Genomic DNA, 25,244 nt, shown 5'->3' with positions numbered 1-25,244 from the left:
ATTTCTGTGCCTGCCGTGCAGCGTCGTCAGGCACCTCCATCCCATCTGCCCGCCAAAACTGACCCACTGTGCCAGGTGCCGAGCGTCCGCTATGCGCGACATTGCTGCCGCTGGCCAACAGCCCTAAACTCCGGGAAACATCAATGATGTCGGACAAGAAGCATGAGCTTTCGCCTAGCGCGCCCATCTGACGCGCCGATCCTTGCCGCAATTTCAATCGAGGTTTGGCTAGGAACCTATATCAGGCGGGGCGTAGATACATTTTTCGCAGAATTCGCCCTAAACGAGTTCACAGCGCCCAAGCTGACCGCCATTCTCGAAGATCCGCGCGAGCATGTCATCGTATCCGAGAACGAGGACGGGCTAGATGGATTCATTCGTATTACCCAAGGCAAGGTAGCCCCAGTAACGGGCTGTTCTACATTGGAGATCTCGACCCTTTACGTTCAGCCGCGCCATCATGGCAGAGGATTAGGAAGGGGGCTGCTTGAGCAGGGCCTACTCTATGCAAAGTCTGTTGAGGCCCCATCGGTCTGGTTGACGACCAATTCCGAGAACACGCCAGCAATAGCGTTCTACTTGAAACAGGGCTTCGAAAAGGTCGGGACCACGCACTTCCGTATCCATGACCAAGCCTACCTCAATGATGTGTTCAGACGTATGGTCGCACGCTATTTATACGAACGCTCAACCGTCCGCTATGGGCTCTTCGCGTCGATCAACCCGCCCACCGCCGACGCGTTCGGTCAGGCCGAACACTCTGTCAGGCATTCCCGCCCTTCCGCAACCGCCGTTTCGCGGCCATGTTGATGCGAAGGCATTTCCGCCGCGTTTCCCCTTACGGAGGACAGGATGAGCGAGATCACCATCACCCGCGAACAGACCGACAACCGCCACGGTCGCTATGTCGCCCGGCTGGAGGGCATCGACGGCGAGGGTGAGATCACCTTCACCCAGCGCGGCCCCGACCAGATCAGCGCCGATCATACGGGCGTGCCCGAAAGCATGTCCGGCAAGGGCGTGGCCCCGGCGCTTCTGCGTTTCATGCTGGACGATGCCCGCACGCGCGGCTTCCGCATCATCCCGCTCTGCCCCTATGTCCGGGCGCAATATGCGCGCCATCCGGAGTGGTCGGACCTGTTCACGACCGCCCCCGGCGAAGACCCCAGCGTCTGAGGAGGTCGGCATGGGACTGCTTGTCGACGGGGTCTGGCACGACCAATGGTATGACACCGACGCCTCGGGCGGACGGTTCCAGCGGTCCGAGACCAGCTGGCGCAACTGGATCACGCCAGACGGCAGCCCCGGCCCCAGCGGCAGGGGCGGCTTTCCCGCCGTCAGCGGACGCTATCATCTTTACGTCAGCCTCGCCTGCCCCTGGGCGCATCGGGCGCTGATCTATCGCCGGATCAAGGGGCTGGATGCGCATATCGACGTCTCAACCGTGCATCCCGACATGCTGGCGGACGGCTGGGAGTTCCGGACCGATTTCCCGGGCGCGACCGGAGACCGGCTCTATGGTCTGCCCTATCTGCGCGACATCTATCTGCGGGCCGATCCCAAGGCTTCGGGGCGGGTGACCGTGCCGATCCTGTGGGACAAGGAACAGCAGACCATCGTCTCGAACGAATCGTCCGAGATCATCCGCATGCTGAACAGCGCCTTCGACGGGCTGACCGGCAACCGCGACGACTACTGGCCGCAGGATCTGCGGGCCAAGATCGACGCGCTGAACAGCCGCATCTACGACACGGTCAACAACGGCGTCTACAAGGCCGGGTTTGCCACAACGCAGGCCGCCTATGATGAGGCGATCGGGCCGCTCTTCGACAGTCTGGACTGGCTGGAGGATCTGCTGTCGCGCAACCGCTATCTGACGGGCGACCGCCTGACCGAAGCGGATTGGCGGCTCTTCACCACGCTTGTCCGCTTCGATCCGGTCTATCACACGCATTTCAAATGCAACCGCGCCTGGCTGCGCGAATACCCCAATCTCTGGGGCTGGACGCGCGAGCTTTACCAATGGCCGGGCGTCGCCGAGACGGTCGATTTCGGGCATATCGTGCGGCACTATCACTACAGCCACGCGACCATCAACCCGAACCGGATCATCCCGATCAACCCGGTCATCGACTGGGACGCGCCGCACGGTCGGGACCGGCTGCGCTCAGCCCAGCCAGATCGCCGGCATCAGCCCGCGTAGCGCATTGCCGACCCATAGCCGCACCTGCGGCAGGTCGGCGGCCAGCAGCACCTCCTCGTGGCAGCGGCCTTGCGCGATCAACTCGGCCCGCAGGACGCCGGGCAGCAGCCCGCTGGAGAGCGGCGGCGTGCGCATCCCCTGCCCCCGGTCGAAAAAGACCGAGGTGATGGTGCCGTCGCAGACCTCGCCCCGCTGGTTCAGGAACAGCAGTTCCTCGATGCCGTCGGGCAAAGCGGCACGGGCGTCATCATAGATCGCGCGGCGGGTTGATTTCACGCTCAGCCAGGGGTCGGCGGCGTCGAGCCGTGTAGGGGCCAGCGCCAGCCGCCATTCGGGGCGCGAGGCGGGCAAGGCCGCTTGCGTGACCTCAAGCCCGCCCTGCCGGTCCAACGTCAGCCGCAGCCGCGCGGGCTGCCCCGCAGGGCCGGCCAGCGCGAGGCGCGCGGCCTGCGCATCGCAGGGCCAGCCCAGCCGCGCGGCGCTGCGGGTCAGCCGCGCCAGATGCCCCTCGATGCGCGGACAGGCCGCGCCGTCCCAAAGCGCCGTCTCGATCAGCCTCAGAGCGGGGTCGTCAGATCCTGCACGTAGCGCGCTTTCCATAGGGCTTCCTCCCACTCGCCGGCGGCGGTCGAATCCTGCACGACCCCGCCGCCCACGTTCAGCCTCACCCGGCCATCGTCCCAGATCGCCAGCGTCCGGATCGCCACCGAGAAGGCCGCCGCGCCATCGGGGGCCATCCAGCCGATGCTGCCGCAATAGATGCCGCGTGCGAAGGGCTCGACCTCGTGGATGATCTGCATGGCGCGGATCTTGGGCGCGCCGGTGATCGAGCCGCAGGGGAACAGCGCCCGCATCAGATCGGGCAGGTTCGCGGGCTCGGCCAGCTGGCCCACCACGCGCGAGCTCATCTGGTGGACGGTGGCGAAACTGTCGACGGCAAACAGCTCGGGCACCCGCACCGACCCCACGGTCGAGATCCGGGCAATGTCATTGCGCAGCAGATCGACGATCATCAGGTTCTCGGCCCGGTCCTTTTCCGACCGCGAAAGGGCAGCGGCCAGTTCCGCGTCCCGCTTGGGGTCAGGGTCGCGCGGGGCGGTGCCCTTCATCGGCCGCGTCTCGATCGCGCCATGGGCGTCAAGGCGCACGAACAGCTCGGGCGAGCGGCTGACGATCACCGGCCCCACGCCCAGATCGACAAAGGCGCCAAAGCCCACCGGCTGGCGCGCGGCCAGCGCCCCGTAAAGCTCCAGCGGCGTGCCTTCCGTCAGCCGGGTTTCCAGCGGGAAGGTCAGGTTGATCTGATAGCAATCGCCCGCCGCGATATAGTCCTGCGTGCGGGCAAAGGCCGCCTGATAGTCGTCTTTCGAGATCAGCGGCCGGATCGGCTCCAGCGCCGCCTTGCCGGGGGGCGGCATCTGCGCCGGTTCGGGAGGCGAGTCATAGATGCCAAAGGCCAGCAGCGGCTGGTCCATCCGGGGGGTCAGCGGCGCAAGGCGCGGCTCGAAGGCGAAGCCCGCCTCATAGGCGATGACCCCCGCGACCCAAGCCCCGTCACGGCGCGCCTGCTCCAGCCGCGCCAGCGCAGGCAGCACCTCTTCGACGCGCTCTGCTGTCACAAGCGCGCGCGGTGTGCCGAAGCGGACCGGTTCGCCCAAGGGGCCAAATTCGCAAAAGATCAAGTCGTTCTCCGTGTTCCGCCCCCGATAGCACAGGCCCCTGCCCCTGTTCGAGAGGATTTGGTCGCGCCACCCCCCGCAAAAAGGTGCAAGCCCGTTGTCGCGACCCACCTGTCACCGCTATGGTCGCGCCATGTTGATCGATCCGCAAAACCCGTTCTTCCGCCCGCTCTGGGTCCGCATCCTCTGCGTCCTGCTGCCGCTGCTTTGGGCGGGGGTCGAGTTTCGCAATGACGCCCCCTTCTGGGGCGTGCTGTTCGGGGCGGCAGGGGTCTATCTGTTCGTCGCCCTGTTCATCCAGCGCAAAAGCGACGACTAGGCCGGCAGGGCCGGGCTGGCCGCGATCAGCGCGCGCAGAAGCGGTGTCTGCGGCTGGGCGATCAGCGCCTCGGCTGGGCCTTCCTCGATGATGCGGCCTGCGTCCATCACCGCAATCCGGTGCGAGACCGCCTTCACCACCGCCAGATCATGCGAGATGAAGATGAACCCCGTGCCGTGACGGCGTTGCAGCCGCACCAGCAGGTCCAGAACATGCCCGCGGACCGAGACATCCAGCGCCGAGACCGCCTCATCCAGGATCAGCAGCTTCGGGCGCGGCGCCAGCGCGCGCGCAATCGCCACCCGTTGCCGCTGCCCGCCCGAGATCGCGGTGATGGGCCGCCGTGCAAGCTCGGGTGACAGTTGCACCTCCTCCAGCATGCGCGCCACCTCGCTCGGCCAGTCGCGGGGCGGCGCAAGGCCGTGGATGCGCAGCGGATCGGTCAGCGCCGAATAGACCGTGGCGCGCGGATGGAAGGCCGCCAGCGGGTCCTGAAACACCATCTGCATCCAGCCCCTCTGCCGTCGCAGCGCCGCACCCCGCAGCGCCAGCCAGTCCAGCCCGTCGAACTGGACGCGCCCGGCATCGGCAGGCTCCAGCCGTTCCAGCACCCGCGCCAGCGTCGACTTGCCGCTGCCCGATGGCCCGACGATGCCCAGCGTCTGCCCCTCGTCCAGCGTGAGGGACAGATCATCGAGCGCCCGCATCCGGCGCGGGCCGGGCCAGGTCTTCACCAGCCCCTGAACCGACAGAAGCGGGCTCATGGCGCGCGCGCCAGCAGGCTGGGGCTGGCCAGATCGATCCGGCTGTCCAGCAGTTGCCGGGTGATCGCCGCACTGGGCTGCGTCACCACCTGCCGCGCCGGGCCAAGCTCGGCCATGCGGCCATGGTCCAGCACCAGAATGCGCTGACAGAGGCTGGCAGCCAGCGCGATGTCATGCGTGACCAGCATCAGCGACAGGCCCATTTCATCGACCAGTTCACGCAGCAAGGCCACGATCCCGGCCTGCACCAGCGTGTCCAGCGCCGAGGTCGCCTCATCCGCGATCAGCAGCGCGGGCTCTCCTGCGATGGCCAGCGCGATGGCGATGCGCTGGCGCTGGCCGCCGGAGAACTGATGCGGATAGGCGGCCAGCGCCAATTCCGGCTGCGGGATCTGCACGCGCGCCAGCAGCCGCGCCGCCTCCTCCCGCGCCCTGCGGCGGTCCAGCGGGCGGTGGGCACGCAGAACCTCGACCAGTTGCGCGCCGATGGACAGCACCGGATCAAGGCTCGCGCCCGGATCCTGAAACACATAGCCGATGTCGCGACCGGGCCGCGCCGCGCCGCCGGGCCAGTCGATGCGCCCCGCAACCCGCGCGCCCTGCGGCAGCAGCCCGATCACCGCCCGCGCCAGCGTCGTCTTGCCCGAGCCGCTTTCGCCCAGCACCGCCAGCGTCTCTCCCCGCGCCAGCGTCAGGCTGATCGCCTCCAGCGCGGGGCGGGTCTCGCCCGCATAGGTCACCGTCAGATCCTCGATCCGGCACAGATCGCTCATCTGCGGGACCCGGACATGGCCTCGGCCAAAGCATCGGCGCAGAGATAGATCGAGATCACCGTCGTCACCAGCGCCAGCCCCGGAATGACCGAAAGATAGGCGGCCGAGCGGATCTGGTTGCGCCCCTCGGCGATCATGCCGCCCCAGGTGACGGCATTCGGATCGCCCAGCCCCAGAAAGGACAGCGCCGATTCCGTCAGCACCGCATTCGCCACGATCACCGCCGCCAGCGCCAGCACCGGAGGCAGTGCCAAGGGCAGGATGTCACGAAAGGCGATGCGCCAGGGATGTTCGCCCATGGTGCGCGCGGCGGCCACGAATTCGGCGCGGCGCAGGCGCAGCACCTCGGCGCGGGCCAGACGCGCAGGCGCAGTCCAGGCGGCTAGCGCAATGGCGATCACCACCGCTGTCAGCGTGGGCCCGGTCACACTGACAAAAGCCAGCGCCAGCAGGAAACCCGGCACGATCTGGAAGGCGTCGACAACGCGCATCAGAGCCTCGTCGATCAGCCCGCCCGCAAAGCCCGCCGCCGTTCCGACCAGCATCCCCCCGGTGATCGCCACCAGAGCCGCCGCCCCTCCCACCAGAAGCGAGGTGCGCGCACCATGAAACAGCCCCGCCAGCAGGTCGCGCCCTAACCGGTCGGTGCCCAGCGGAAAGGCCGCATCGCTGAAGGGCGGGATCATCGGCGCGCCGGTGATGGCCTTGGGATCGCCCGGGAAAAGCAGCGGCGCGGCCAGCGCGGCCAGCACCAGCGCCGCCAGAAGCACGAGGCCCGCCACACCCTCGGGGCGCTGAAGGAAGCGGCGCAGCATCATGCCTCGACCCGCGGATCAAGCACGCCGTAGAGCAGATCGACCGCCAGATTCGTCACGATGACCACCAGCGCCGAGACGAGGATCACCCCCATCAGCAGCGGTGCATCGCGGGCGCTGACGGCCTCTTGCGCCAGCCGGCCAAAGCCCGGGATGCCGAAGACGCTTTCGATCACCACGCTGCCGCCGACCATGCCCGCGATCTGATAGCCCAGCATGGTGACCACCGGCAAAAGCGCATTGCGCGCCACATGGTTCAGCGTGATCCGCCATTCGGACAGGCCCCGCGCCCGCGCGCCAAGCGCCCAGTCCTGCCGCCATGCCTCGGCCATGCCCGCGCGCATGACGCGCAGGAACAGCGCCAGATAAATCACCCCAAGCGCGGTGACCGGCAGCGTCAGGTGCCAGGCGATGTCCAGCGCCCGCGCCAGCCCCTCTTTCCCCGAGGCGATGGTCTCAACCCCCGAGACCGGGAACCAGCGCAGCCGCACGGCAAAAAGGATCGACAGGACCAGCCCCAGCCAGAAACCGGGGACCGAATAGAGCGCCAGCGAGACGCCCGACAGCAGCCGGTCACAAAGTCCGCCGGGCCGTCGTCCCGCGATCACACCTAGGGCAGATCCCAGCGTGAAGGACAGCGCCGTCGCCGCCCCCATCAGCCACAGCGTGTTCGGCAGACGCTCGGCAATCGCCGTCAGCACCGGACGATTGAGCGCGACCGACCAGCCCAGATCCGCCTGCAAAAGCCCCGAGGCATAGATCAGGAAGCGCGCCACCGCCCCGCCCTCGATCCCGTAGCGCTGGCGCAGCTCTTGCGCCAGTTCGGCGCTGCCGCCGCCGATGCTGCTCAGATAAGCGTCGACCGCATCCCCGCCCGCCGCGTTCAGCAGCAGGAAGGTGCCCAGCACCACGATCAGCAGCACCGGGATGCTGGCCAGCAACCGCCGCCGCAAAAGACGCAGGACGCGGGGCATCGGCTAGCCGTCCAGCTCCGTATCGGCCCAGCCCGAGACCGCCCAACGCGGATTGTTCGCGATGTTTGTCAGGCTGGTCGCGGCGACCGAGGTGAAGGTCCAGTCGGCCACGTTGATCAGCGGCAGCTCCTCGGTCACCCGACGCTGGAACTGGTTGTAAAGCGCCACCCGCGCCGCCGGGTCCAGCGTCACCAGCGCCTCGTCGATGATCTGGTCCAGCCCCTCATCGACAAAGCCCCCCTGGTTCGAGAAGCCGACGCCCGCCGAGATGCCCGAGCGCACAAGGATCGTGGTCGAGATCGCCGGATCGCCCCGGAAGACCGGCGGCGCGACGGCAAGGTCGAAATCGTGATCGGTGTAGACCGCTTTCTGATGCGCCGCGCTGTCGTTCGCGACGATCCGCGCGTCAATCCCCACCGCCGCTAGCGCCTGCCGCAGATAGTCGCCGAACTGCACGGTTTCGGTGAAATAGGGCGCGGGCAGCAGCCGCAGCGTGAACCGCGTGCCGTCGGCCCCGCGCGCATAGCCCGCCTCGTCCAGTAGGCGGTTCGCGGCCTCGGGGTCGAAGGCATAGGTCTCGACGTCCGGGCTGTAGAACTGCGTAGCCGTGGCGGGCACCGGGCCGGTCGCCGCCGTGGCATAGCCCTGGAAGATCGTGCGGGTGACGAACTCCTTGTCGATGGCATGGGCAATCGCCTGCCGCACCGGAAGCTTCGCCAGATGTTCGTTGCGGTGGTTGATCTCGACCACCAGCTGATAGGTCAGCGCCTCATAGCCCTTGGTCACGACCTCCAGCCCCGGCACTTTCGCGATCCGGGCCAGATCGGTCAGCGGCACGGCCGAGAAACAGGCCAGCTGCACCTCTCCCGCCTCAAGCGAGGAGGCCGCAGCCGCGCGGTCGGGCAGGACGCGATAGATGATTTCGTCCAGCAGGGGCTTGCCCGCATCCCAATAGGACGGGTTGCGCTTCAGCAGGTAATATTCGCCCGGCCGATGTTCGGCGAAGGTGAAGGGGCCGGTGCCGACCAGCGCGGTGACTCCGGCGATATCCTCGACCTCATAGACATGGCGGGGCAGCACGGCCGAGATCACCGGCAGCGCATTCTCGATCAGTTGCAGCGGCATGGGCTTTGAGAAGCGAAAGACGGCGGTCAGCGGGTCCGGGGTCTCGACGTCCTGCAGGTTCGCCAGCACCTCGCGTCCGATGTTCTGTAACGCCCGCCAGACCTTCATCGCCGAAAAGGCCACATCGGCCGAGGTCAGTGGCTTTCCGTCGTGAAAGCTGACGCCCTCGCGCAGATGGAAGGTGACCGAAAGCCCGTCCTCGGACCCTTCCCAGCCGGTCGCAAGCAGGGGGCGCAGACCGTCATAGGCGGCTTCGGCCAGCGGCTCGATGACCTTCGAGGCGATGAAGAACACCCCGTTCGAGGCGACAATCGCGGGGTTCAGCGACCGCGGTTCGCTGTCCGAGGCGACCAGCAGCCGCCCACCCTGCGCCGCCCATGCGATGCCGGGCATGGCCGCGCTGGCCATCAGGGCGGCCCAAAGGCCCAGAACCTGCCTGCGACCGAACGTGAACTGGCTCATGCGCATTTCCCCCTGACAAGCTGCCGGGGTGCAGATTATCCCCGGCCAGCGGGGGCGCAAGCCCGCTTGGGGGCCGTTGGCCGGGCCCTTGCCCTGAAAACAGGCAATTTTCGCCAATAGCGCTACAACTGAAGCTTGCACTTGCCGGTCGAGGGCCAAATGATCGCCCGTGGCGCGTGACGCCCGATCCCTTCCCCCGTGAGCCGCATGACCAAGACCGACAGCCTCAACCACGAGATCTTCGCCGACCTCTCACCCGAGGATCGCCAGACGATTCTGGACTTCGCCCGCCTGCGCAAACTTCGCCGGGGCGAGATGCTGGTCCGGCAGGGAGAAGTGGCCGACACCGTCTATTACGTGTTGCGCGGCAAGTTCGACGTGCTGCGCGACGGGCGGCATCTGGTGGCCGAGATCATGGCGGGTGAGCCCGTGGGCGAGATTGCCTTTTTCGGCGGCCTGCCCCGCACCGCCGATGTGCAGGCCAGCCGCGACAGCGACGTGCTGGAGCTGTCGCAACAGGCCTATGCCGCGCTGTCGGCCCGCCTGCCCGCCTTCACGCAGGCGGTGCTGCGCAGCCTTGGCCGCAGGCTGGCGGCGGCGACCGTCTCGGCCCCCGAATTGCAGCCGCGTGTGCCCGATGCGGTGGGCCTCTGCGCCGCCGGGCCAAGCCCGGTCCCTCATAAGCTGGTCCACGGTCTGGCCGAGGCGCTGGCCGCGCAGGGCGGGCGGGTCCAGATCCTGACGGCGGGCGATTTCCCTGATGCGCTGGACGCTGCCGACGATGACCAGTTGTCCGACTGGTTCGCCGCGCGCGAACGCGATGGCGGGCGGCTTCTGGTCGTCACCGGCGGCGGGAATGAGGCATGGGACCGCGCCGCCCTGCGCCAATGCGACCAGCTTCTGCTGGTGGGCCGGGCCGAGGATGCGCGCCACGGCCCGCCCGCAGCGCACCCTTTGGAGACCTATGTCCTGCCGCTGTTCCGGCCCCGGCAGATCAGCCTGATCCTCTGGCGCGATCAGGCGGCCCAGCCGATCCGCGACACCGAGCATTGGCTGACCAGCCGTCAGGTCCATCTGCATCACCATGTGGCGCTGGACCGCGCCCCCGATCTGGAACGCATCAGCCGCTTCCTGACCGGGCGCGCGCTTGGCGCGGTCTTTGGCGGCGGCGGTGCCCTTGGCACCGGCCATATCGGCGCCCTGCGCGCCCTGGCTGCTGCGGGCATTCGCTTCGACATGTTCGGCGGCACCTCGATCGGCTCATCGGTGGCGGTGGCCTGCGCGCGCGACGACAGCACCGCCCGCATGATGGAGGATTTTGAGCGTTTTTTCCTGCGCGACCGCGCGCTTGGGAAGATGAACCTGCCGCTTTACAGCGTCTTCGACCACCACCATCTGGACCGCCGCCTGCAGGAAATGCACGGCGACCAGCGGCTCGAAGATCTGCCGCTGAACGCCTATACCGTGGCCGCGAACCTCTCGACGCATGAGCTTTACGTCCACCGCTCGGGGCCCTGCTGGCAGGGGCTGCGGACCTCGGCCTCGATCCCCGCAGCGCTGCCGCCCTATATCACCGATCTGGGCGAGGTGCTGGTCGATGGCGGCATCATGGACAACGTCCCCATCGGCGTGATGCGGGGGCTGAAAAGCGGCCCGAACCTGATCTTCATGCTGTCGCCGGGGGCGGACTGGCGCGTGGGCTCGCGCTATGACGGCCTGCCCTCACGCTGGCGGCTGGCCTGGCGGCTGCTGACGCGCCGCCATGACGGCAGCGATTTCCCCAAGGTCGGAGAGATCGTGGCGCGCTCGATGCAGGTGACCTCGAAGCGCAGCTTCCGGGGGGCGGGCGTGGGCAGCGACATGCTGCTGGAGCCGCCCGCCGTCCCCGGCATGGGGCTGTTCAGCTGGCGGCTGGGCCGGGCACAGGAGCAGGCGGCCTATGACTATACCATGCGCCTGATCGAGCAGATGGGCGGCCCCGAGGCGCTGCAGAACTGGCACGCGGGCGCGGCCTGAGCGTCATTTCGACGTCGCGCTGAACACCCCGTCCCAATCTGCCGGAGGGTGCGCGATCAGCGCCGCCAGACGCTGCCGATAGACCTTATAAAGCGGTGCGAGGCGTGGCACGGCATCCGCCAGACGCGCCTCAGCGCCCTGGAAATCGCCTGCGCGATAGGCCTGAAGGAAAGCGTTATGGCCCTGCGCCAGCACCTGGAACTCCGCCGTCTGCGCCATCGCCGCATCGCCCAGCAGCGTGTAAAGCGTGACCGGTGCCGCGCGACCGACCACGCGCACGCGGTCAACCTCCAGCACGGCGAACTCACCCGCTGTCGCCAGCACGGCATCGGTCACCAGAATCGTCTGGCCATATTGCTTGGTCAGCCCCTCGACGCGCGAGGAGAGGTTCACCGTGTCACCAATGGCGGAATAGGAAAACCGCTGCTCGGAGCCCAGATTGCCGACGCAGGCCTCGCCCCGATGCAGGCCGATGCCGATGTGCAGATCCGTGCCCCGCGCCGCATTCAGCGCCGCGACCGCCGCCTGCATGCCCAATGCAGCGTGGCAGGCTTTGGCGGCGTGACCTTCGATATCCAGCGGCGCGTTCCAGAACGCCATGATCGCATCGCCGATGTATTTGTCGATGGTCGCGTCATGCTGCAGCAGCACATCGGTCATCGGCGTCAGGAAGCCGTTCAGCAGCTCGGTCAGCGCATCCGGGCCAAGGTTTTCAGACAGCGTGGTAAAGCCCCGGATATCTGAGAACAGCACCGTGACATCCCGCGTCTCTCCGCCCAGCCGCAGTGAGGCGGGGTCAAGCGACAGCCGCTCGACCAGCGCGGGCGAAAGGTAAAGCCCAAAGGCCGAGCGCACGAAGCGCCGCTCTCGATTGCCCAGAAGCAGCAGGATCGGCAGCACGGTCAGGAAGACGACGGTCAGCATCAGCAGCGGCAGCACCGGGTCGATCAGCTGTCCATGCCGCAGAAACGCCAGCCATGAGCCATAGATGCAGGCCGCGCCCAAAGCCAGATAGGCCGCGCCGCTGAGCACCGGCCCCGCAGTCAGCAACAGGGCCAGCAGCAGCGCCCCGGCCAGAGCCGCCGCCAGCACCTCGGCCCCCCGCGCCCAGTCGGGCCGGTTCAGGAAGCTTTGCGTCATCGCCTGATCGATCAGCTCGGCATGGACAAACATGCCCGGCACGCCCGGTTGAAGCGGCGTCGCCACGATGTCGCGCAGCCCGATGGCCGAGGTGCCGACCACCACCACCCGCCCCTCAACATCCGGCGGGGTGCCGCCTTCCGGCTGCAACAGCGAGACCGCCGGGATCACCGGCATGTTCGGCATGCCCGAGTAGTGCAGCCAGAACCGCCCCTCGGGATCGGACGGCAGCTCCAGCGCGCCAACCTTGACCGCATCCAGCCCCTCGCCGCCCCTTGTGTCGCCAGATCGCAGGATGAAGCCGCGCGCGCCTTGCGCCACGCGCAGCGCCTCGATGGCAAGGCCGGGGAAAAGCTCCTCACCCGCTGCGGCGACCAGCGGCATGGTGCGAATGACGGTGTCATCGCCCGAGGGGAAGGAAAAGCTGCCGATGCCGCTGGCCGCCTGCGTCAGCGGCGCGATGTTTTCCAGCCCGCCGCTGAACTGCTGCAAATAGGCGCGCGGATCGCCTCCCGCGAAAGACATCCCCGCCGGAGAGGGCGTCAGCGCGCGTTGGTTTTCATTCGACAGCGCAACCCCCAGCACGACAGGGCTGCGCGCAATCGCCTCGGCGAAGGCCAGATCATTGTCGACCGCCGCCTGATCCTGCGGCAGGTCCAGCGCGATCCCCCGGCTTTCCAGACGCCGGGCAATGGCGGCAAGCGAGCTGCGGTCGGCTTCGGAAAAGCTCATGTCGAAGGCGATGGCCGCCGCGCCCGCATCCGTCAGGCGGTCGACCATCTGCGCCATCAGATCGCGCGGCCAGGGCCATTGCCCGATGCGGGCAATCGAGGCCTCATCAATGTCGACCAGCGCCACGCCAGGGTCAGGCGTGGCCGCACGCGGCGCGGCGCGCTGGTAAGCGTCAAAGACCAGATGCCCCAGCCGGTCCAGCGGCGCGCGCGCGACCAGCACCAGCAGCAGCACGGTCGCCATCGCAGCAAGGCCGATCAGCCCGGCAAGCCAGCTTGAGCGGACCGAGGGCCTGCCGAACAGCCGGGTCATCAATTCGGCGAGGGCGTCGGATTCAGGGACGAGCCCGCAAAGACACCCGAGGCATACCAGTCATCCACCCCGACATAGGCCGAGAAGCCGCCGATCACGCCCCCCACCGGATCAGCGCCATTGGCCACGAATGCGCCTTCGAACTGGCCTTCCAGCATCTCGCCATTCAGGCCCTGCAAGCCGCCGCCGAAGGTCCCCTCGGGCGTGACCGAGGCGCTGTTCGCGCCCATCGGCACCTGGCTTGCACCAAAGCTGTAGCCGTCGAAATTGGTGATGGCGATATCGCCCAGCCCGGTCCCGAAATCGACCGAGGCCGCCAGATCGCCCCGCGCTTCCGAACTGACCCCGCCCTGCGTCACCGTGCCAATCGCGCTGCCCGCGTAAGAGGCACTGCCGCTCAGCGGATGCTCGGCGGCGGGCGTGATGTCACCCGTGACCCAATAACCGGTCTCGACGTTGATCGGATCGCCAGTTCCGTCGCCGAGGTCGGTCGCGGACCAGCTGCCCCATTGCATGAACTCGCATTCGCAAAGCTGCCCGGTGCCCGAACTCACCGTCAGATTCGGGCCGGTCGCGCCGAAATCATCATCGGCGCGATAGCCCTGCGGGTCCGAGGCGATCAGGTTGTCGGCTGGAAGCGACGGGATCACGATATTGCCCTGAAACGCGCCGGTGTCGGGGTTGAAGCTCATTTCCGCCGTGCCACGATCGGCGAACAGGCGTCCGGGGACCGCGCCGACCGCAAAGCCGGTGTAGACGCCGGAATAGCTGAGCGTCGGCTCCACCGGCGGCTCGGGGTCGATGGGCGGCTCGGGGTCCACAGGCGGTTCCGGATCGACCGGGGGCTCTGGATCGACGGGCGGCTCCGGGTCAACCGGGGGCTCGGGGTCCACAGGCGGTTCCGGATCGACCGGAGGCTCGGGGTCGACGGGCGGTTCCGGATCGACCGGAGGCTCGGGGTCGACGGGCGGCTCCGGATCAACCGGAGGCTCGGGGTCGACGGGCGGCTCGGGGTCGTCCGGTCCTTCGGCGATCTGTTCCCAGAAGATGTCGTCGGGCAGGATCGGCAGCACCGGCGCATCCGGGCCCGCGCTATTGCCGAAATTCACCATCGGCACCGGCTGCGGCGGCCCGCTGAAGCCCGCAAGCCCGTTCGGGTTGCTGGCCAGCACCGCCGCGATCATCGCCGCCAGCTGAAGGTCAGGCGTGGCCCCGGTCGGGAAAGACTGCTCGAACGGCATCAGGCTTTGCGTCCAGGGCAGGATGGCAACCACGGGAAACTGCGCAGCCGGCGCGGGCTGGACAGTCATGCCGGTGCCGGGCTCGGTCAGGACCTCGACCCGGCCATCCGGCAGGTACAGCGTCAGCGAGCGGCCATAGAGCAGCGCGAGTTGCGGCTGCTGCGGATTGCCGACCGCGCCCGAGCCATCGGTGGCGAAATTCGTCTCGACCACCGCGCCGCGGATACCGGCCACGCCGACCGGCGTCGTCAGCCGCGCCTCGCCCGATTTCGAGGCCGCGCCACCGATGAAGCGCAGGACCCCGCGCGAGGTGCGGGCGGCCAGCTCGGCCGTTCCGGCATCGGGGTCATAGACAAACCGGTCGATCATCAGATCAGAGCGCGGGCCGACGGTAAAGCTGGACCCGTCCGCCAGAAGGATCTGCACCACCCCCGTCGCATCGGTCTCGAACCGCTGGTCGAGGATGACGTTCTTGCCCAGCCGGACCACCTCCATCCCCTGCCCCGGTGCGGCGGTATTGGCCGCAGGCGTCACCGCCGAGGTCACGCCCACCGAGTTTTCGGCCAGCGCCTTCAGATGCAGGCCCGAAAACGTCGTGCCCAGCAGCAGCACAGCAAGGATCTTGCGGTTGGTCATCGGTCGCCTCAAAAGCTCTGCGAGAGGGAAAAGCCCAGGTAACGGTCATCGTAGTCGCGCAGGTCATAGTTCGAATTCGCGCCCCGCCATCCGGCATAGAATTGCATCTCGGCCTTCTCGGTCAGCGGGATCGTCTGCACCACCTGCACGGTATATTCGGTGCTTTCCTGACTGTAGCGACGGCTGACCAGCGGGTTCGGCGCGTCATTGTCGCGCCGCGCGATGCGGGCCAGCGCCGAGACGGTCCAGGGCCGGGGATCCGATCCGATCAGCGGCGCATAGCGATGGCTGAAGCCCGCCTGCAGCCCGGTCTCGCGATAGGCGTGATAATCGACGCGGGCGGTCCGCCGCTCCCATGTGAAGCCGCCGAAGACCTGCCAATCGGCGGAAAGCTGACGGGTCAGGATCGCGTTCACCCGCAGCCGATGGCCGCTCAGATCCGCCGCCCGCGCCCATTGGGTCGAGTTGCGGTAATCCTCATCGCGCCATTCCACCAGCGCCGAGGCCTGCATGCGCCGCCCCACGGGCATGCGGTAGCCCATGCTGATGCCCTTGCTGTCGACATAGCGCGCGCCGCCCAGCCAGGCCGAGCCCGCGACCGCATGCAAGGACAGCCGCGCGCCTTTCAGGCCAAAGCGGTTCAGCGAAAACTCGGGGCCGACCCGTGCCTCGACCGCGCGCGAGATCAGCTCGTCGCGGTCGCGGAACTGCGACAGGCTGCCCGCCACGCCGAACTCCAGCACATCGCCATGGCGCGAGATCGGCAGCTTGTAGCGCATCTGTCCCGAGAGCAGCGCGCTGATGTCCGAAGCGCCGCGCGAATCCTCATCCAGCACGAATTCAAACCCGTCGAGCAGGCTGACCGTCGCCCCAGTCGGGGCCGAGTTCGCATTCGTCTGATAGCGCCCGCCCATGGTGATCCGGGCCGAGAAACCGGTCGTTTCCTTTTTCTGCGCCTTGATCGCGCGGTCATAGGCCTCGATCCTCTGGCGCACGGGGTCCGGCACGTCCGAGCGCGCGGCAACGCGGTCGAAATAGCCCTGCGCCACCTCAAGCGAGCCCAGCCGATAGTAAAGCGCGCCCAGTTCCAGCTGCAGCCGGGGCGTGCCGGGCACGGCGATCAGCATCCGCTCATAGGTCGAGATCGCGGCCTCGAAATCGCCCAGCCGGGCCGAGAGCGCCGCATATTTGAACGCCGCATCCAGATCCGAGGGGTTGGCCTGAATCCGGGCGAACAGCCCCCGACGCACGCTTTCCATCCGCGCCACTTGATCGGCCGAGACGTCCGGCGGCAGGTTATAGGACATGTGCTGCGCCAGCGCCGGGGTCATCGCCGCCGCCCCCAGCCCCATGGCCATCGCGACAGGGCGCAGCAGGCGCGCCAGACGGGCCGCAAGAGGGCGCGGCGCGCGCTTCAACAATCGGGGGTGGCCGTCCATGTCGGGTCCTTGCGGCTGGTCTTGTGATTTTTCTGAGATTTCAGCACCATCCATCGCCGCCAAACGCCTGGCTCGCAAGCCCCCTGCTCACAAAGGCGCGATATTTTTGCTCTGCGTTGCCGCTAAGTTGCGAAATCCTGCCCGAATTCAGGGAGGAATCCGCCGATGCGTCGCGCCCGGCTATTGCAGGCCCAACCGCCGCAGACGCCGGTGGATGGTCGAGCGGTCGACCCCCATCCGCCGCGCGCAAAGCGAGATATTGCCGCCGCTGTCCTCCAGCAGACGGCGCAGCACCGCCGCCTCGGTCTCGCTGCCCTGCACCGCGACCTGCGCCGTGGTCGGGCCGATGCTGGCCTGCAGCGCCTCGCCCGGGTCGGTCCCCGCCGCGACCGCAGCCTGCCAGCGGTGCACCACATGGCTGAGTTCGCGCAGATTGCCCGGCCAGTTGTGCCGGGTCAGGCGGCGCAGCGCCTCGGGTCCAAGGTCGATGCGGCGGCCAAGCGCATCGGTCATCATCCGGTCGGCCAGCCACAAAAGGTCCTGACGCGCGGCAAGGCCGGGCAGATGGAAGCCCGCCCCCTCGATCCGGTGGAAGAAATCGGCTCGCATCCCGCCCGCCGCGACCAGCGTGGCCAGATCGCGCGGACTGGTGCCGATGACGCGCACATCCGCCTGCACCGGGCGTAGCCCGCCCAAGGGCACATAGCTGCCCTCGGCCAGCAGGCGCGACAGGCGGATCTGCATGCGCTCGGTCAGATCCTCGAGGTTTTGCAGGATCAGCGTGCCGCCCGACAGTTCAGCGAGCAGGCCGGACTCGGTCTTGCGCGCGGCGACGCGGCCCATCAGCTGCGCCTCGGCCTCGGGGTCGGCCAGATCGGCGCAAGACAGCGCCAGCACTGGCCCGCGCCCGCCCGCCTGATGGATCGCCTGCGCCAGCGTCAGCTTGCCCGATCCGGTCGGCCCCGTGATCACCACCGGCAGCGCCGAATGCGCGATCATCGCCGCCCGCGACAGGATCTGCGCCATCACCGGATCGTCGCCCGAAAGCCGGGCCAGCGGCGCGGGCAGAGGCACGTTCTTCGCGGGCGCGCGGCGCGGCTGGCGCACCGGCCGGGGCTGCGGCTCGGTCACAAGGGCGAAAAGGTGGTGGCCGTCGCGGGTCTCGATCAGCCGGTTCTGCGCCGGTTGCGCCTGCGTCAGATCGTCCAGCCGGTCGGTGCGGATCTGCAGAAAGTCCGAGACTGTGCGCCCGATCAGCCCCCGCCCGTCGCGCCAGTCCCGCCCGGCCGCCGTCGCCAGCAGCCGCATCGCGCCATTCGTGGCCCCGATCACCCGCCCGGACCCATCCAGCGCCAGTGCGCAATCGGGATCGCCCTCCAGCGCCTCGGGACCCGAGGCCAGCCGCAACACCCAATCATGACGGCTTTCAGCCAGAATATTGGCCAGCTCGATCCGGCGCACCGTCTGGCGCACGAGGTTAAGCGCCATCGACTGGCTGGCGCGCGGCAAAGGCGAGGCCAGCAGCGACAGATCCAGCGCCGCGACCAGCTGCCCCTGCGTGTCGAAAATCGGCGCGGCGGTGCAGGAAAGGCCCGCATGCGTCGTATCGAAATGGTCGGTCTGGTGGATGATCAGCGCCTCGCCCGCCTCAAGGCATGCGCCCACGGCGCAGGTACCCGCGCGGGCCTCGGACCATTCGGCCCCCATGTAGAGCCCGCCCCTGCGCAGCGCGGCCTTCTGACGCTCATCGCCCAGATATTCCACCGTGACGCCCGCCCGGTCGGCCAGCAGCAGGACATAGTTCTGCCCGGCGACCAGCCCATACAGCCGCTCGATGCCCACGCGGGCAATGTTGATCAGGTCATCGGCGCGCTGGCGATGCTCGCGCAACTCGCGGTCAGTGACTATATGGGCGGCGGCGCGGATCGTCGGGTCAAGGCCATAGTCGTTGAGGCAGCGCAGCCAGCTTTCCAGCACGATCGGATCACGCGTGGCACCCTGCCCCTGCCAGACGCTTTCGATCTCTCGGATGTGGTGCAGGTCATCCATCAGGGCCGCCTGTCAACTTTCCGGAAGATCGCGGGTCAGGGCGCCCGACAGCAGAACGGATTTCCCTTTGGTCATCGTCACTCCTCCCCCTCAGGTCAGGTTAGCGCCTTGGGACCAGAGCGCCAAATGGTCTTTCGTCTCATCCCCGCGCCACACCTGTTGCATCGCGTGCCACACCCCAGATCGCCAAGCCGTTGATTTTGCACGATGCGCTTTTTCTGCTTTGGACCAATCCAAGCCAGACGGATGCTTATTTCAAGGAACCAGCGGGAAGAGGAGCCCGCCCCTGCCAGAGCGAAGGAGGAGAGATGCTCGACCAACAACCCCAGTCCGACCTGACTCAACTGGTCGCAAACCTGAATGACGCGCTTGTCGCGCAAGATGCCGATGCGGCCGCCGCGCTGTTTCTGGACAGCGGCTATTGGCGCGACCTTGCGGCCTTCACCTGGAACCTGAAGACGATGGAGGGCCCGGCGCAGGTCCGCGACATGGCGAAGGCGCAGCTTTCCCATATCAAGCCGGTGTCGATTGCGCTGGACCCGAAGGAGAACGTGACCTCGGCCGATGGCGTGACCGAGGGCTGGCTGATCCTTGAGACCGAAACCGGGCGTGGCGTCGGCCATATCCGCATGAAGGACGGCAAGATCTGGACCCTGCTGACCACGCTGCATGAGTTGAAGGGCCATGAGGAGCCGCGCGGCATCCGTCGCCCGATGGGGGCCGAGCACGGCCACGATCCGAACCGCCGCACCTGGAAGGAAAAGCGCGAGGATGAGGCGGCGACGCTTGGCTTCGAGACGCAACCTTACGTGTTGGTTATCGGCGGCGGTCAGGGCGGCATCGCCCTTGGCGCACGTCTGCGCCAGCTTGGCGTGCCTGCGATCATCGTCGACAAGCACCCGCGTCCGGGCGATCAGTGGAGGAACCGCTACAAATCGCTCTGCCTCCACGACCCGGTCTGGTATGACCACCTGCCCTATATCCCCTTCCCCGACAACTGGCCGGTCTTCGCGCCGAAGGACAAGGTCGGCGACTGGCTGGAAATGTACACCAAGGTCATGGAGTTGAACTACTGGTCCTCGACGACCGCGAAATCGGCGAAATACGACGAAGCGAAGGGCGAATGGACCGTTGTGGTCGAGCGTGACGGCAAGGAGATCACGCTGCACCCGAAACAACTGGTGCTGGCGACCGGCATGTCGGGCAAGGCCAATGTCCCCGCGATCCCCGGTCAGGACGTCTTCAAGGGCGAACAGCAGCATTCGAGCCAACACCCCGGCCCCGATGCCTATAAGGGCAAGAAGGTTGTCGTGATCGGCGCGAATAACTCGGCCCATGACATTTGCGCGGCGCTTTGGGAAGGCGGCGCGGATGTGACGATGGTGCAGCGCTCATCGACCCATATCGTGAAGTCGGATAGCCTGATGGAGATCGGGCTTGGCGATCTATATTCCGAGCGCGCCTTGGCGAATGGTGTCACGACCGACAAGGCCGATATGATCTTCGCCTCGCTTCCCTATGCGATCATGGCCGATTTTCAGGTACCGGTTTACAACGCGATCCGCGAGCGGGATGCCGAGTTCTATCAGAAGCTGGAAGACGCAGGCTTCATGCTGGACTTCGGCGATGATGACTCGGGGCTGTTCATGAAATACCTGCGCCGTGGCTCGGGCTATTACATCGACGTGGGCGCCTGCGATCTGGTCATCGACGGTTCGATCAAGCTGCAATCCGGCAAGGGGATCGAGCGTCTGACGGAAACCGGCGTGCTTCTGGACGACGGCACCGAACTGCCCGCCGATCTGGTGATCTATGCGACCGGCTATGGCTCGATGAACGGCTGGGCGGCGGATCTGATCTCGCAGGAAGTCGCGGATAAGGTCGGGAAATGCTGGGGCCTTGGCTCGGGCACGACGAAAGACCCGGGGCCTTGGGAAGGCGAGCAGCGCAATATGTGGAAGCCCACGCAGCAAGAGGGGCTGTGGTTCCACGGCGGCAACCTGCATCAGTCGCGGCACTATTCGCGCTATCTTTCGCTGCAACTGAAAGCGCGGGCCGAAGGGATCGAGACGCAGGTCTACGGCATGCAGAAGCCGCATCACCTCAGCTGAGGTCTGAACACCCGGCCAGCCCTGTCAATCGGGGCTGGCCAGCCTGTCGATACCCTCCAAGAAGCGTGCGATGACCCCGGCCCGGCTGCGGGCCATCGCCACGGCCTCGGGCCCCGTGACCGGGATGAAGCGGAGGCGGTCGCGCGGGCGCAGTTGCGCCAGCCCGTCCAGATCACAGTCAAGCACGGTCGCGATGCGCGGATAGCCTCCGGTCGTCTGATGATCGGCCAGCAGCACCGTCGCCACCCCGTCGCCCGCCACCTGCACCGAGCCGCGCACCACAGGCTCGGACGGCATGTCGAGCGGGCCTTGCGGCACCAGCAGCGGCCCCGAGAGCCGCACCCCCATCCGATCGCCCGAGGGCGTCAGCCGCCAGTCGCCCTGTATGAACTCCTGCCAGGCGGCGGCGCTGAAATAGCGGTCCTGCGGACCTTTCGTGACATGGACCACGGGGCGCGGCCGCGCGATCAGCGGGCAAGGCAGGTCCTGCGCCGCGACCCGGCGGGCATCGCGGACTGTCAGCATCTGCCCCGGTACCAGCGCCCCGCCGCCCAGTCCCGACATGGTATGGGTCGAGGCGCTGCCCAGCCATTCCTGCGCCTCAAGCGCTCCGGCCAGCGCCAGATAGCACCAGCTGCCGCGAAACCCGGGGCGAATGCGCAACACCTGCCCCGCGCGCAGCGTCAGCACCTGCCACGAGCCGCCCTTGTGCCCCGCGTGATCCACGATGAAGCCGCCACCGGCGATGGCAATGCCGACCTCACCTTCCTCGCAGGACAGGCTCAGACCCGCCAGCGAGACCTCGATCACCGGGGCGTCGGGCGTATTCCCAAGCGCGCGGTTCGCCGCCGCAAAGGCCAGCCGGTCCATCGGCCCCGAATGCGGCACGCCAAAGCGCATCAGCCCGCGCCGCCCGCCGTCCTGAATGGTCACCAGCGGTCCCGCCGCGCGAATGCTGAGGATGGTGGCGGTCATGCGCCCTCCATCCAGTCGAACTCGGCCCGGGTGATGCGGGTAAAGCGCACCCGATCACCCACCTCGAAGAGGAACGGGTGATCCGCGTCGCCGGTCAGGACGCGGCGGGGCGAGCGGCCGATGATGCTCCACCCCGTCGGCATGGTCAGGGTCGAGACGATGCATTGCTGCCCGGCAATCAGCACACTGCCCCGTGGCACGTCGCGGATGGCCGCGGGCTTGCGCGGCACCCGGATCGCCTGCGGCACGCCCGTCAGATAGGCATAGCCCGGCGCAAACCCGTACATCGAGACCTCGAACGAGGCCGCCAGATGCTGCGCGATCACCTCATCTGGCGAAAGCCCGGTCGCCGCCGCGACATCGCGCAGATCCGGGGAAAGCTCGGCGTCATAGCAGACGGGCATCTCATGCAGCCGGGGCTGCGGCGCGGTGAAGGGCGCGCCCAGCAGCGCCAGCACATGCGCGCCGACGCTGTGGTGATCGGCCACCAGCGGATCAAAGCGCACCAGCAGCGTGGCCGAGCCCGGCACGGCCTCGGCAAAGCCGGGGAAGGGCTGCCGCGTCAGCGCCGCGTCGAGTTGCAGGACACGCTCATGCACCTCGGGCGTCATCAGCGCGCCGAATTCGACCAGCAGGCCATGTTCGGCGACCGGGCGCAGAAGCGGGGGCGCGAGCATCGCCTAGCCCGCCAGAAACGGCGCGATGGTCACGCCCTGCGCGGTCAGTTCCGCACGGATCTGCTGCGCCATGGCCACTGCATCCGGGCTGTCGCCATGGACGCAGATCGAATCCGCCCTCAGCCGCACCGGGGGGCCGTCGACGCTGGGCATCAGCCCGGTTTCCAGAAAGCGCAGGAGCCGATCCGCCGCCTCATCGGCGTCATGCAGGACCGCATCGGGGCGCGCACGCGGCGCAAGGCGGCCATTCGCCAGATAGGCGCGGTCGGCGAAAATCTCGGAATAGACCGGCAGGCCCGCGTCCCGCGCCGCCTCCTCAAGCACCGTGCCCGAGATCGCCAGCACCGCCAGCCCCTGCATCGCCGCGACCGCCTGAACGACGGCATGCGCGACGGCGGCGTCATCGGCGGCCAGATTGGCCAGCGCGCCATGCAGCTTGACATAGCGCACCGGCACCCCGGCCAGCGCCGCCACGCCCTGCAGCGCGCCGATCTGCGCGGCGATCATGCGGCCGATGGCCTCGGGCGTCATCGGGATGATGCGGCGGCCAAAGCCAAGCGGGTCGGCATAGCCCGGATGCGCCCCCACCACGACGCCGCGCGCACGGGCCAGCGCAAGGGTGGCGTGCATCGTGTCGGGGTCACTGGCGTGGCCGCCACAGGCGATATTGGCGCTGCTGACCAGATCTAGCAGAGCCGCGTCATTGCCCATGGCCCAGGGGCCGAACCCCTCGCCCAGATCCGAGTTCAGATCGATACTGGCCTGCATCCGCGCCTCCGCCTCCGTCATGGGTCCAAGGTCAGGGTGGCGGGGCGGATGTCAAGCTGGTGAAGGGCGGCGCGGGATCGCCGCCGCCCCTCGGCGGGCCAGAGTCAGCCCGCCATCTGCCAGCGCAGCAGGTCGATGGCGACAAAGGCGGCAAGGCTCGCGCCCATCACCGGCAGCGCCCAGCCAAGCGCCAGCGCGACGGCCACTGCCGCGACCCGCGCGCCCGGCGACATGCGGGACCAGCTGCGCGTCAGGGTCTGGACCGGGCTGCCTGCGGGCGGCCTTTTGCGCCACCAGATCGCATAGCCATAGCCGATCATCAGGCTGACACCCAGGCCGATCACCGCCATCAGGATGCGGTTCGCGGTCCCGAACATCTCTCCCATATGGATGTCGATGCCCCAGCGGACCAGCTTGGCGATCAGCGGGAACTCGGCAAAATCGGCGCGGCTGGTAATTTCCAGCATCGCCGGATCAACGGCCACCGTATCGACCTGCGTGGGGTACGAGCGGTCATATTCCCGCACCAGCCAGGCCTGATTCGGCCTTGGCAGCCGCAGCTCCAGATAGGGCGAATCGAGGCCGCCCGCGACCGCGACCTGCGCCACCGCATCCAGCGATTGCGCCCAATCCTGCGGCAAGGCGGGCTCGGCCATCATGCCGTGTTGGGTGTGATCCATATGCTCGGAATGGGTGGCCTCGGGGGCAGCAGCATCCAAAGACAGGCTGACCGAAGGGGTGATCCAGCCCAAGGCATTGCGCAGCGCGTCGATGCGCCCGCCCGCATATTGCGACCAGGTCAGCCCCGTCGCAGACAGGAAGATCAGCCCGACGCTCAGCCACAGCCCGATCAGCATATGCAGCCTTGCGCGGCGCTGCGGGGCGCGCATCTGCGACAGGCGGGGCACGGCGACCCTGCGCCGCCAGCTCCACATCACCACGCCGCCGATGACCGAGATCCACAGCCACGAGGCCGCGAGCTCAGAGTATAGCCGTCCCCAGTCGCCCAGCATCAGGCTGCGGTGGAACAGGTCGATCTGCATGCGCAAGGGCAGCACGCCGCTGGTGCCATAGGTGGTGAGATCGCCCCTGACCTCCAGCGAGGCGGGGTCGACGAAGATCGTGCGATGCTGGGATTCGCCCAAGCTGGGATCGGCGAACAGGAAGCGCGAGGTCTGGCCGGGCGCAGACGCGGGACGCACCGCATGCAGGCGCAGGTCGGGGCCGACCGCCGCCCGCGCCGCCTCAGCCTGCGTCGAGAGCGGCAGCGGGGTGCCGCCGCCGTCGGTGTAAAGCGCGTCGCGATAGACCCAGTTTTCCAGCGGCGGGGTCAGGACATACAGCGTCCCGCTGAGCGCCGCGATCAGGATGAAGGGGGCGGCAAACAGCCCAGCGTAAAGATGCAAGCGCATCAGGAACGGGCGCAGGCCAAGGGCCGCGCCGACAGGCAGTGTCACAGTCATGGATATGTCTTTCGTGCAAGGTTGGTCGCCGAAGCGATTGAAAACTCAGCGCACGAGGTGGGGAGAGGCCCTTGCCGCAGGCCGCAGGTAGTCAGGCCGGTTGATCGTCAGCCCGGGCGGCAGCGGCACGACCAGCGCCGTGGCCAGCGCGCGGGGCTGCGGCATCGGCTGATCGGTCAGGGGCAGCATGTCATGGCCAGCATGGACAAGGTCGCAAAGCGCCTTGCAATGCCGCATGTCGTCGGAAAACGGCGTCTCGGCATCGGCGGGCATGGCCTCGCCCATGGTGGCGCACAGGCTGGAGCCCAGCACCAGCTCATACCCTGCCATCCGCCCGGCGGCCGCGCCATTCGCCCAGGCGAGGATCACCAGAACGCAGACCATGACCTGCAACAGCAGGCTGCGCCAGAAGCCGTGGCTCTGGTCGCGGGGCGCGTGCTGTGGGGCCGATGTCATCCGGTCAGGGTCCTGATCGAGGCGGTCCCGACCGAGGTAACCAGCGAACCCCTGCCCTGCAACGATTTTCTGCAAGGCCCATGCCTTTGGCGTGCCCGACGCCTTCTGGAACTTT

General features: G+C 67.7%; 22 protein-coding genes. 6 read left to right on the top strand and 16 right to left on the bottom strand.

Features of this window, described 5'->3' with window-relative positions; all coding sequences use genetic code 11:
• The first annotated feature begins 162 nt into the window (after positions 1-162).
• The 3 genes from IQ24_RS06090 to IQ24_RS06080 are packed head-to-tail and all read left to right on the top strand — an operon-like array spanning position 163 to position 2,203.
• Positions 163-810 (top strand): GNAT family N-acetyltransferase, encoded by a 648-nt coding sequence (locus IQ24_RS06090; RefSeq protein WP_145396918.1) that lies wholly within the window; start codon positions 163-165, stop codon positions 808-810.
• A 42-nt stretch (positions 811-852) separates the two neighbouring features.
• Positions 853-1,176 carry a GNAT family N-acetyltransferase gene (locus IQ24_RS06085; protein ID WP_145396917.1) on the top strand — a complete coding sequence of 108 codons (324 nt, stop codon included), beginning with the start codon at positions 853-855 and terminating at the stop codon, positions 1,174-1,176.
• A gap of 10 nt (positions 1,177-1,186) precedes the next feature.
• Complete coding sequence (locus IQ24_RS06080; protein WP_145396916.1) at positions 1,187-2,203, top strand: glutathione S-transferase family protein; 1,017 nt, start codon at positions 1,187-1,189, stop codon at positions 2,201-2,203.
• Here IQ24_RS06080 and IQ24_RS06075 read toward each other — a convergent pair.
• Together IQ24_RS06075 and IQ24_RS06070 are read right to left on the bottom strand one after the other, a co-directional pair.
• Complete coding sequence (locus IQ24_RS06075; protein ID WP_145396915.1) at positions 2,168-2,803, bottom strand: aminotransferase class IV family protein; 636 nt, start codon at positions 2,801-2,803, stop codon at positions 2,168-2,170. The genes IQ24_RS06080 and IQ24_RS06075 overlap by 36 nt on opposite strands.
• Complete coding sequence (locus IQ24_RS06070; RefSeq protein WP_145396914.1) at positions 2,761-3,885, bottom strand: aminodeoxychorismate synthase component I; 1,125 nt, start codon at positions 3,883-3,885, stop codon at positions 2,761-2,763. The genes IQ24_RS06075 and IQ24_RS06070 overlap by 43 nt, the downstream gene beginning before the upstream one ends.
• A 94-nt stretch (positions 3,886-3,979) precedes the next feature.
• Here IQ24_RS06070 and IQ24_RS06065 point away from each other — a divergent pair, with 94 nt between their 5' ends.
• A complete protein-coding gene (locus tag IQ24_RS06065) occupies positions 3,980-4,201 on the top strand; it encodes a hypothetical protein (RefSeq protein ID WP_338419456.1) in 222 nt (73 codons plus the stop codon).
• On the opposite strand, the gene IQ24_RS06060 is transcribed toward IQ24_RS06065, so the two are convergent.
• From IQ24_RS06060 to IQ24_RS06040, 5 genes are read right to left on the bottom strand one after another with little or no spacing between them, the layout of a single operon-like run.
• On the bottom strand, positions 4,198-4,965 hold the full coding sequence (locus tag IQ24_RS06060) for an ABC transporter ATP-binding protein (protein WP_145396913.1): 768 nt from the start codon (positions 4,963-4,965) through the stop codon (positions 4,198-4,200). The genes IQ24_RS06065 and IQ24_RS06060 overlap by 4 nt on opposite strands.
• Complete coding sequence (locus tag IQ24_RS06055) at positions 4,962-5,738, bottom strand: ABC transporter ATP-binding protein (RefSeq protein WP_145396912.1); 777 nt, start codon at positions 5,736-5,738, stop codon at positions 4,962-4,964. The genes IQ24_RS06060 and IQ24_RS06055 overlap by 4 nt, the downstream gene beginning before the upstream one ends.
• Positions 5,735-6,556 (bottom strand): ABC transporter permease, encoded by an 822-nt coding sequence (locus tag IQ24_RS06050; protein WP_145396911.1) that lies wholly within the window; start codon positions 6,554-6,556, stop codon positions 5,735-5,737. Before IQ24_RS06050 ends, IQ24_RS06055 begins: the two co-directional genes overlap by 4 nt.
• Positions 6,553-7,527, bottom strand: coding sequence for an ABC transporter permease (locus tag IQ24_RS06045; RefSeq protein WP_145396910.1), 975 nt, complete (start codon positions 7,525-7,527; stop codon positions 6,553-6,555). The genes IQ24_RS06050 and IQ24_RS06045 overlap by 4 nt, the downstream gene beginning before the upstream one ends.
• Positions 7,528-7,530: 3 nt before the next feature.
• Positions 7,531-9,114 carry an ABC transporter substrate-binding protein gene (locus IQ24_RS06040; protein WP_145396909.1) on the bottom strand — a complete coding sequence of 528 codons (1,584 nt, stop codon included), beginning with the start codon at positions 9,112-9,114 and terminating at the stop codon, positions 7,531-7,533.
• A 207-nt stretch (positions 9,115-9,321) separates the two neighbouring features.
• Here IQ24_RS06040 and IQ24_RS06035 point away from each other — a divergent pair, with 207 nt between their 5' ends.
• Positions 9,322-11,130: a patatin-like phospholipase family protein gene (locus IQ24_RS06035; RefSeq protein WP_145396908.1), complete on the top strand. Its 1,809-nt coding sequence runs from the start codon at positions 9,322-9,324 to the stop codon at positions 11,128-11,130.
• A gap of 3 nt (positions 11,131-11,133) precedes the next feature.
• Here the strand turns inward: IQ24_RS06035 and IQ24_RS06030 are convergent, their stop codons facing one another.
• From IQ24_RS06030 to IQ24_RS06015, 4 genes are all read right to left on the bottom strand, one after another.
• Positions 11,134-13,314, bottom strand: a complete 2,181-nt coding sequence (locus IQ24_RS06030; protein WP_145396907.1) for a CHASE2 domain-containing protein — start codon at positions 13,312-13,314, stop codon at positions 11,134-11,136.
• Entirely contained in the window at positions 13,314-15,191 is a 1,878-nt protein-coding gene (locus IQ24_RS06025; protein ID WP_145396906.1) for a FecR family protein, read from the bottom strand. Before IQ24_RS06025 ends, IQ24_RS06030 begins: the two co-directional genes overlap by 1 nt.
• Positions 15,192-15,199: 8 nt before the next feature.
• Positions 15,200-16,630 carry a tetratricopeptide repeat protein gene (locus IQ24_RS06020; RefSeq protein WP_158637481.1) on the bottom strand — a complete coding sequence of 477 codons (1,431 nt, stop codon included), beginning with the start codon at positions 16,628-16,630 and terminating at the stop codon, positions 15,200-15,202.
• Between the two features lie 180 nt (positions 16,631-16,810).
• Positions 16,811-18,679, bottom strand: coding sequence for a sigma-54-dependent Fis family transcriptional regulator (locus IQ24_RS06015; RefSeq protein WP_242007940.1), 1,869 nt, complete (start codon positions 18,677-18,679; stop codon positions 16,811-16,813).
• A gap of 308 nt (positions 18,680-18,987) precedes the next feature.
• Here IQ24_RS06015 and IQ24_RS06010 point away from each other — a divergent pair, with 308 nt between their 5' ends.
• The gene (locus IQ24_RS06010; RefSeq protein WP_145396903.1) at positions 18,988-20,790 is read left to right on the top strand and encodes a flavin-containing monooxygenase; all 1,803 of its coding nucleotides are present in this window, start codon (positions 18,988-18,990) and stop codon (positions 20,788-20,790) included.
• A 24-nt stretch (positions 20,791-20,814) separates the two neighbouring features.
• Here IQ24_RS06010 and IQ24_RS06005 read toward each other — a convergent pair whose 3' ends face one another.
• The 5 genes from IQ24_RS06005 to IQ24_RS05985 form a co-directional block, all read right to left on the bottom strand.
• Positions 20,815-21,765, bottom strand: coding sequence for a 5-oxoprolinase subunit C family protein (locus IQ24_RS06005; RefSeq protein WP_145396902.1), 951 nt, complete (start codon positions 21,763-21,765; stop codon positions 20,815-20,817).
• Positions 21,762-22,442: a 5-oxoprolinase subunit B family protein gene (locus IQ24_RS06000; protein ID WP_145396901.1), complete on the bottom strand. Its 681-nt coding sequence runs from the start codon at positions 22,440-22,442 to the stop codon at positions 21,762-21,764. Before IQ24_RS06000 ends, IQ24_RS06005 begins: the two co-directional genes overlap by 4 nt.
• Positions 22,443-22,445: 3 nt before the next feature.
• Positions 22,446-23,210 carry a LamB/YcsF family protein gene (locus tag IQ24_RS05995; protein ID WP_145396900.1) on the bottom strand — a complete coding sequence of 255 codons (765 nt, stop codon included), beginning with the start codon at positions 23,208-23,210 and terminating at the stop codon, positions 22,446-22,448.
• A 104-nt stretch (positions 23,211-23,314) separates the two neighbouring features.
• The gene (locus tag IQ24_RS05990) at positions 23,315-24,673 is read right to left on the bottom strand and encodes a PepSY-associated TM helix domain-containing protein (protein WP_145396899.1); all 1,359 of its coding nucleotides are present in this window, start codon (positions 24,671-24,673) and stop codon (positions 23,315-23,317) included.
• 45 nt (positions 24,674-24,718) lie between these two features.
• Complete coding sequence (locus tag IQ24_RS05985; RefSeq protein WP_145396898.1) at positions 24,719-25,204, bottom strand: hypothetical protein; 486 nt, start codon at positions 25,202-25,204, stop codon at positions 24,719-24,721.
• Positions 25,205-25,244: the final 40 nt, after the last annotated feature.

This window comes from Paracoccus sulfuroxidans (assembly GCF_007830335.1).
GTDB classification, from domain to species: Bacteria; Pseudomonadota; Alphaproteobacteria; order Rhodobacterales; family Rhodobacteraceae; genus Paracoccus; species Paracoccus sulfuroxidans.
This window is presented reverse-complemented; position numbering and strand designations above follow the sequence as displayed.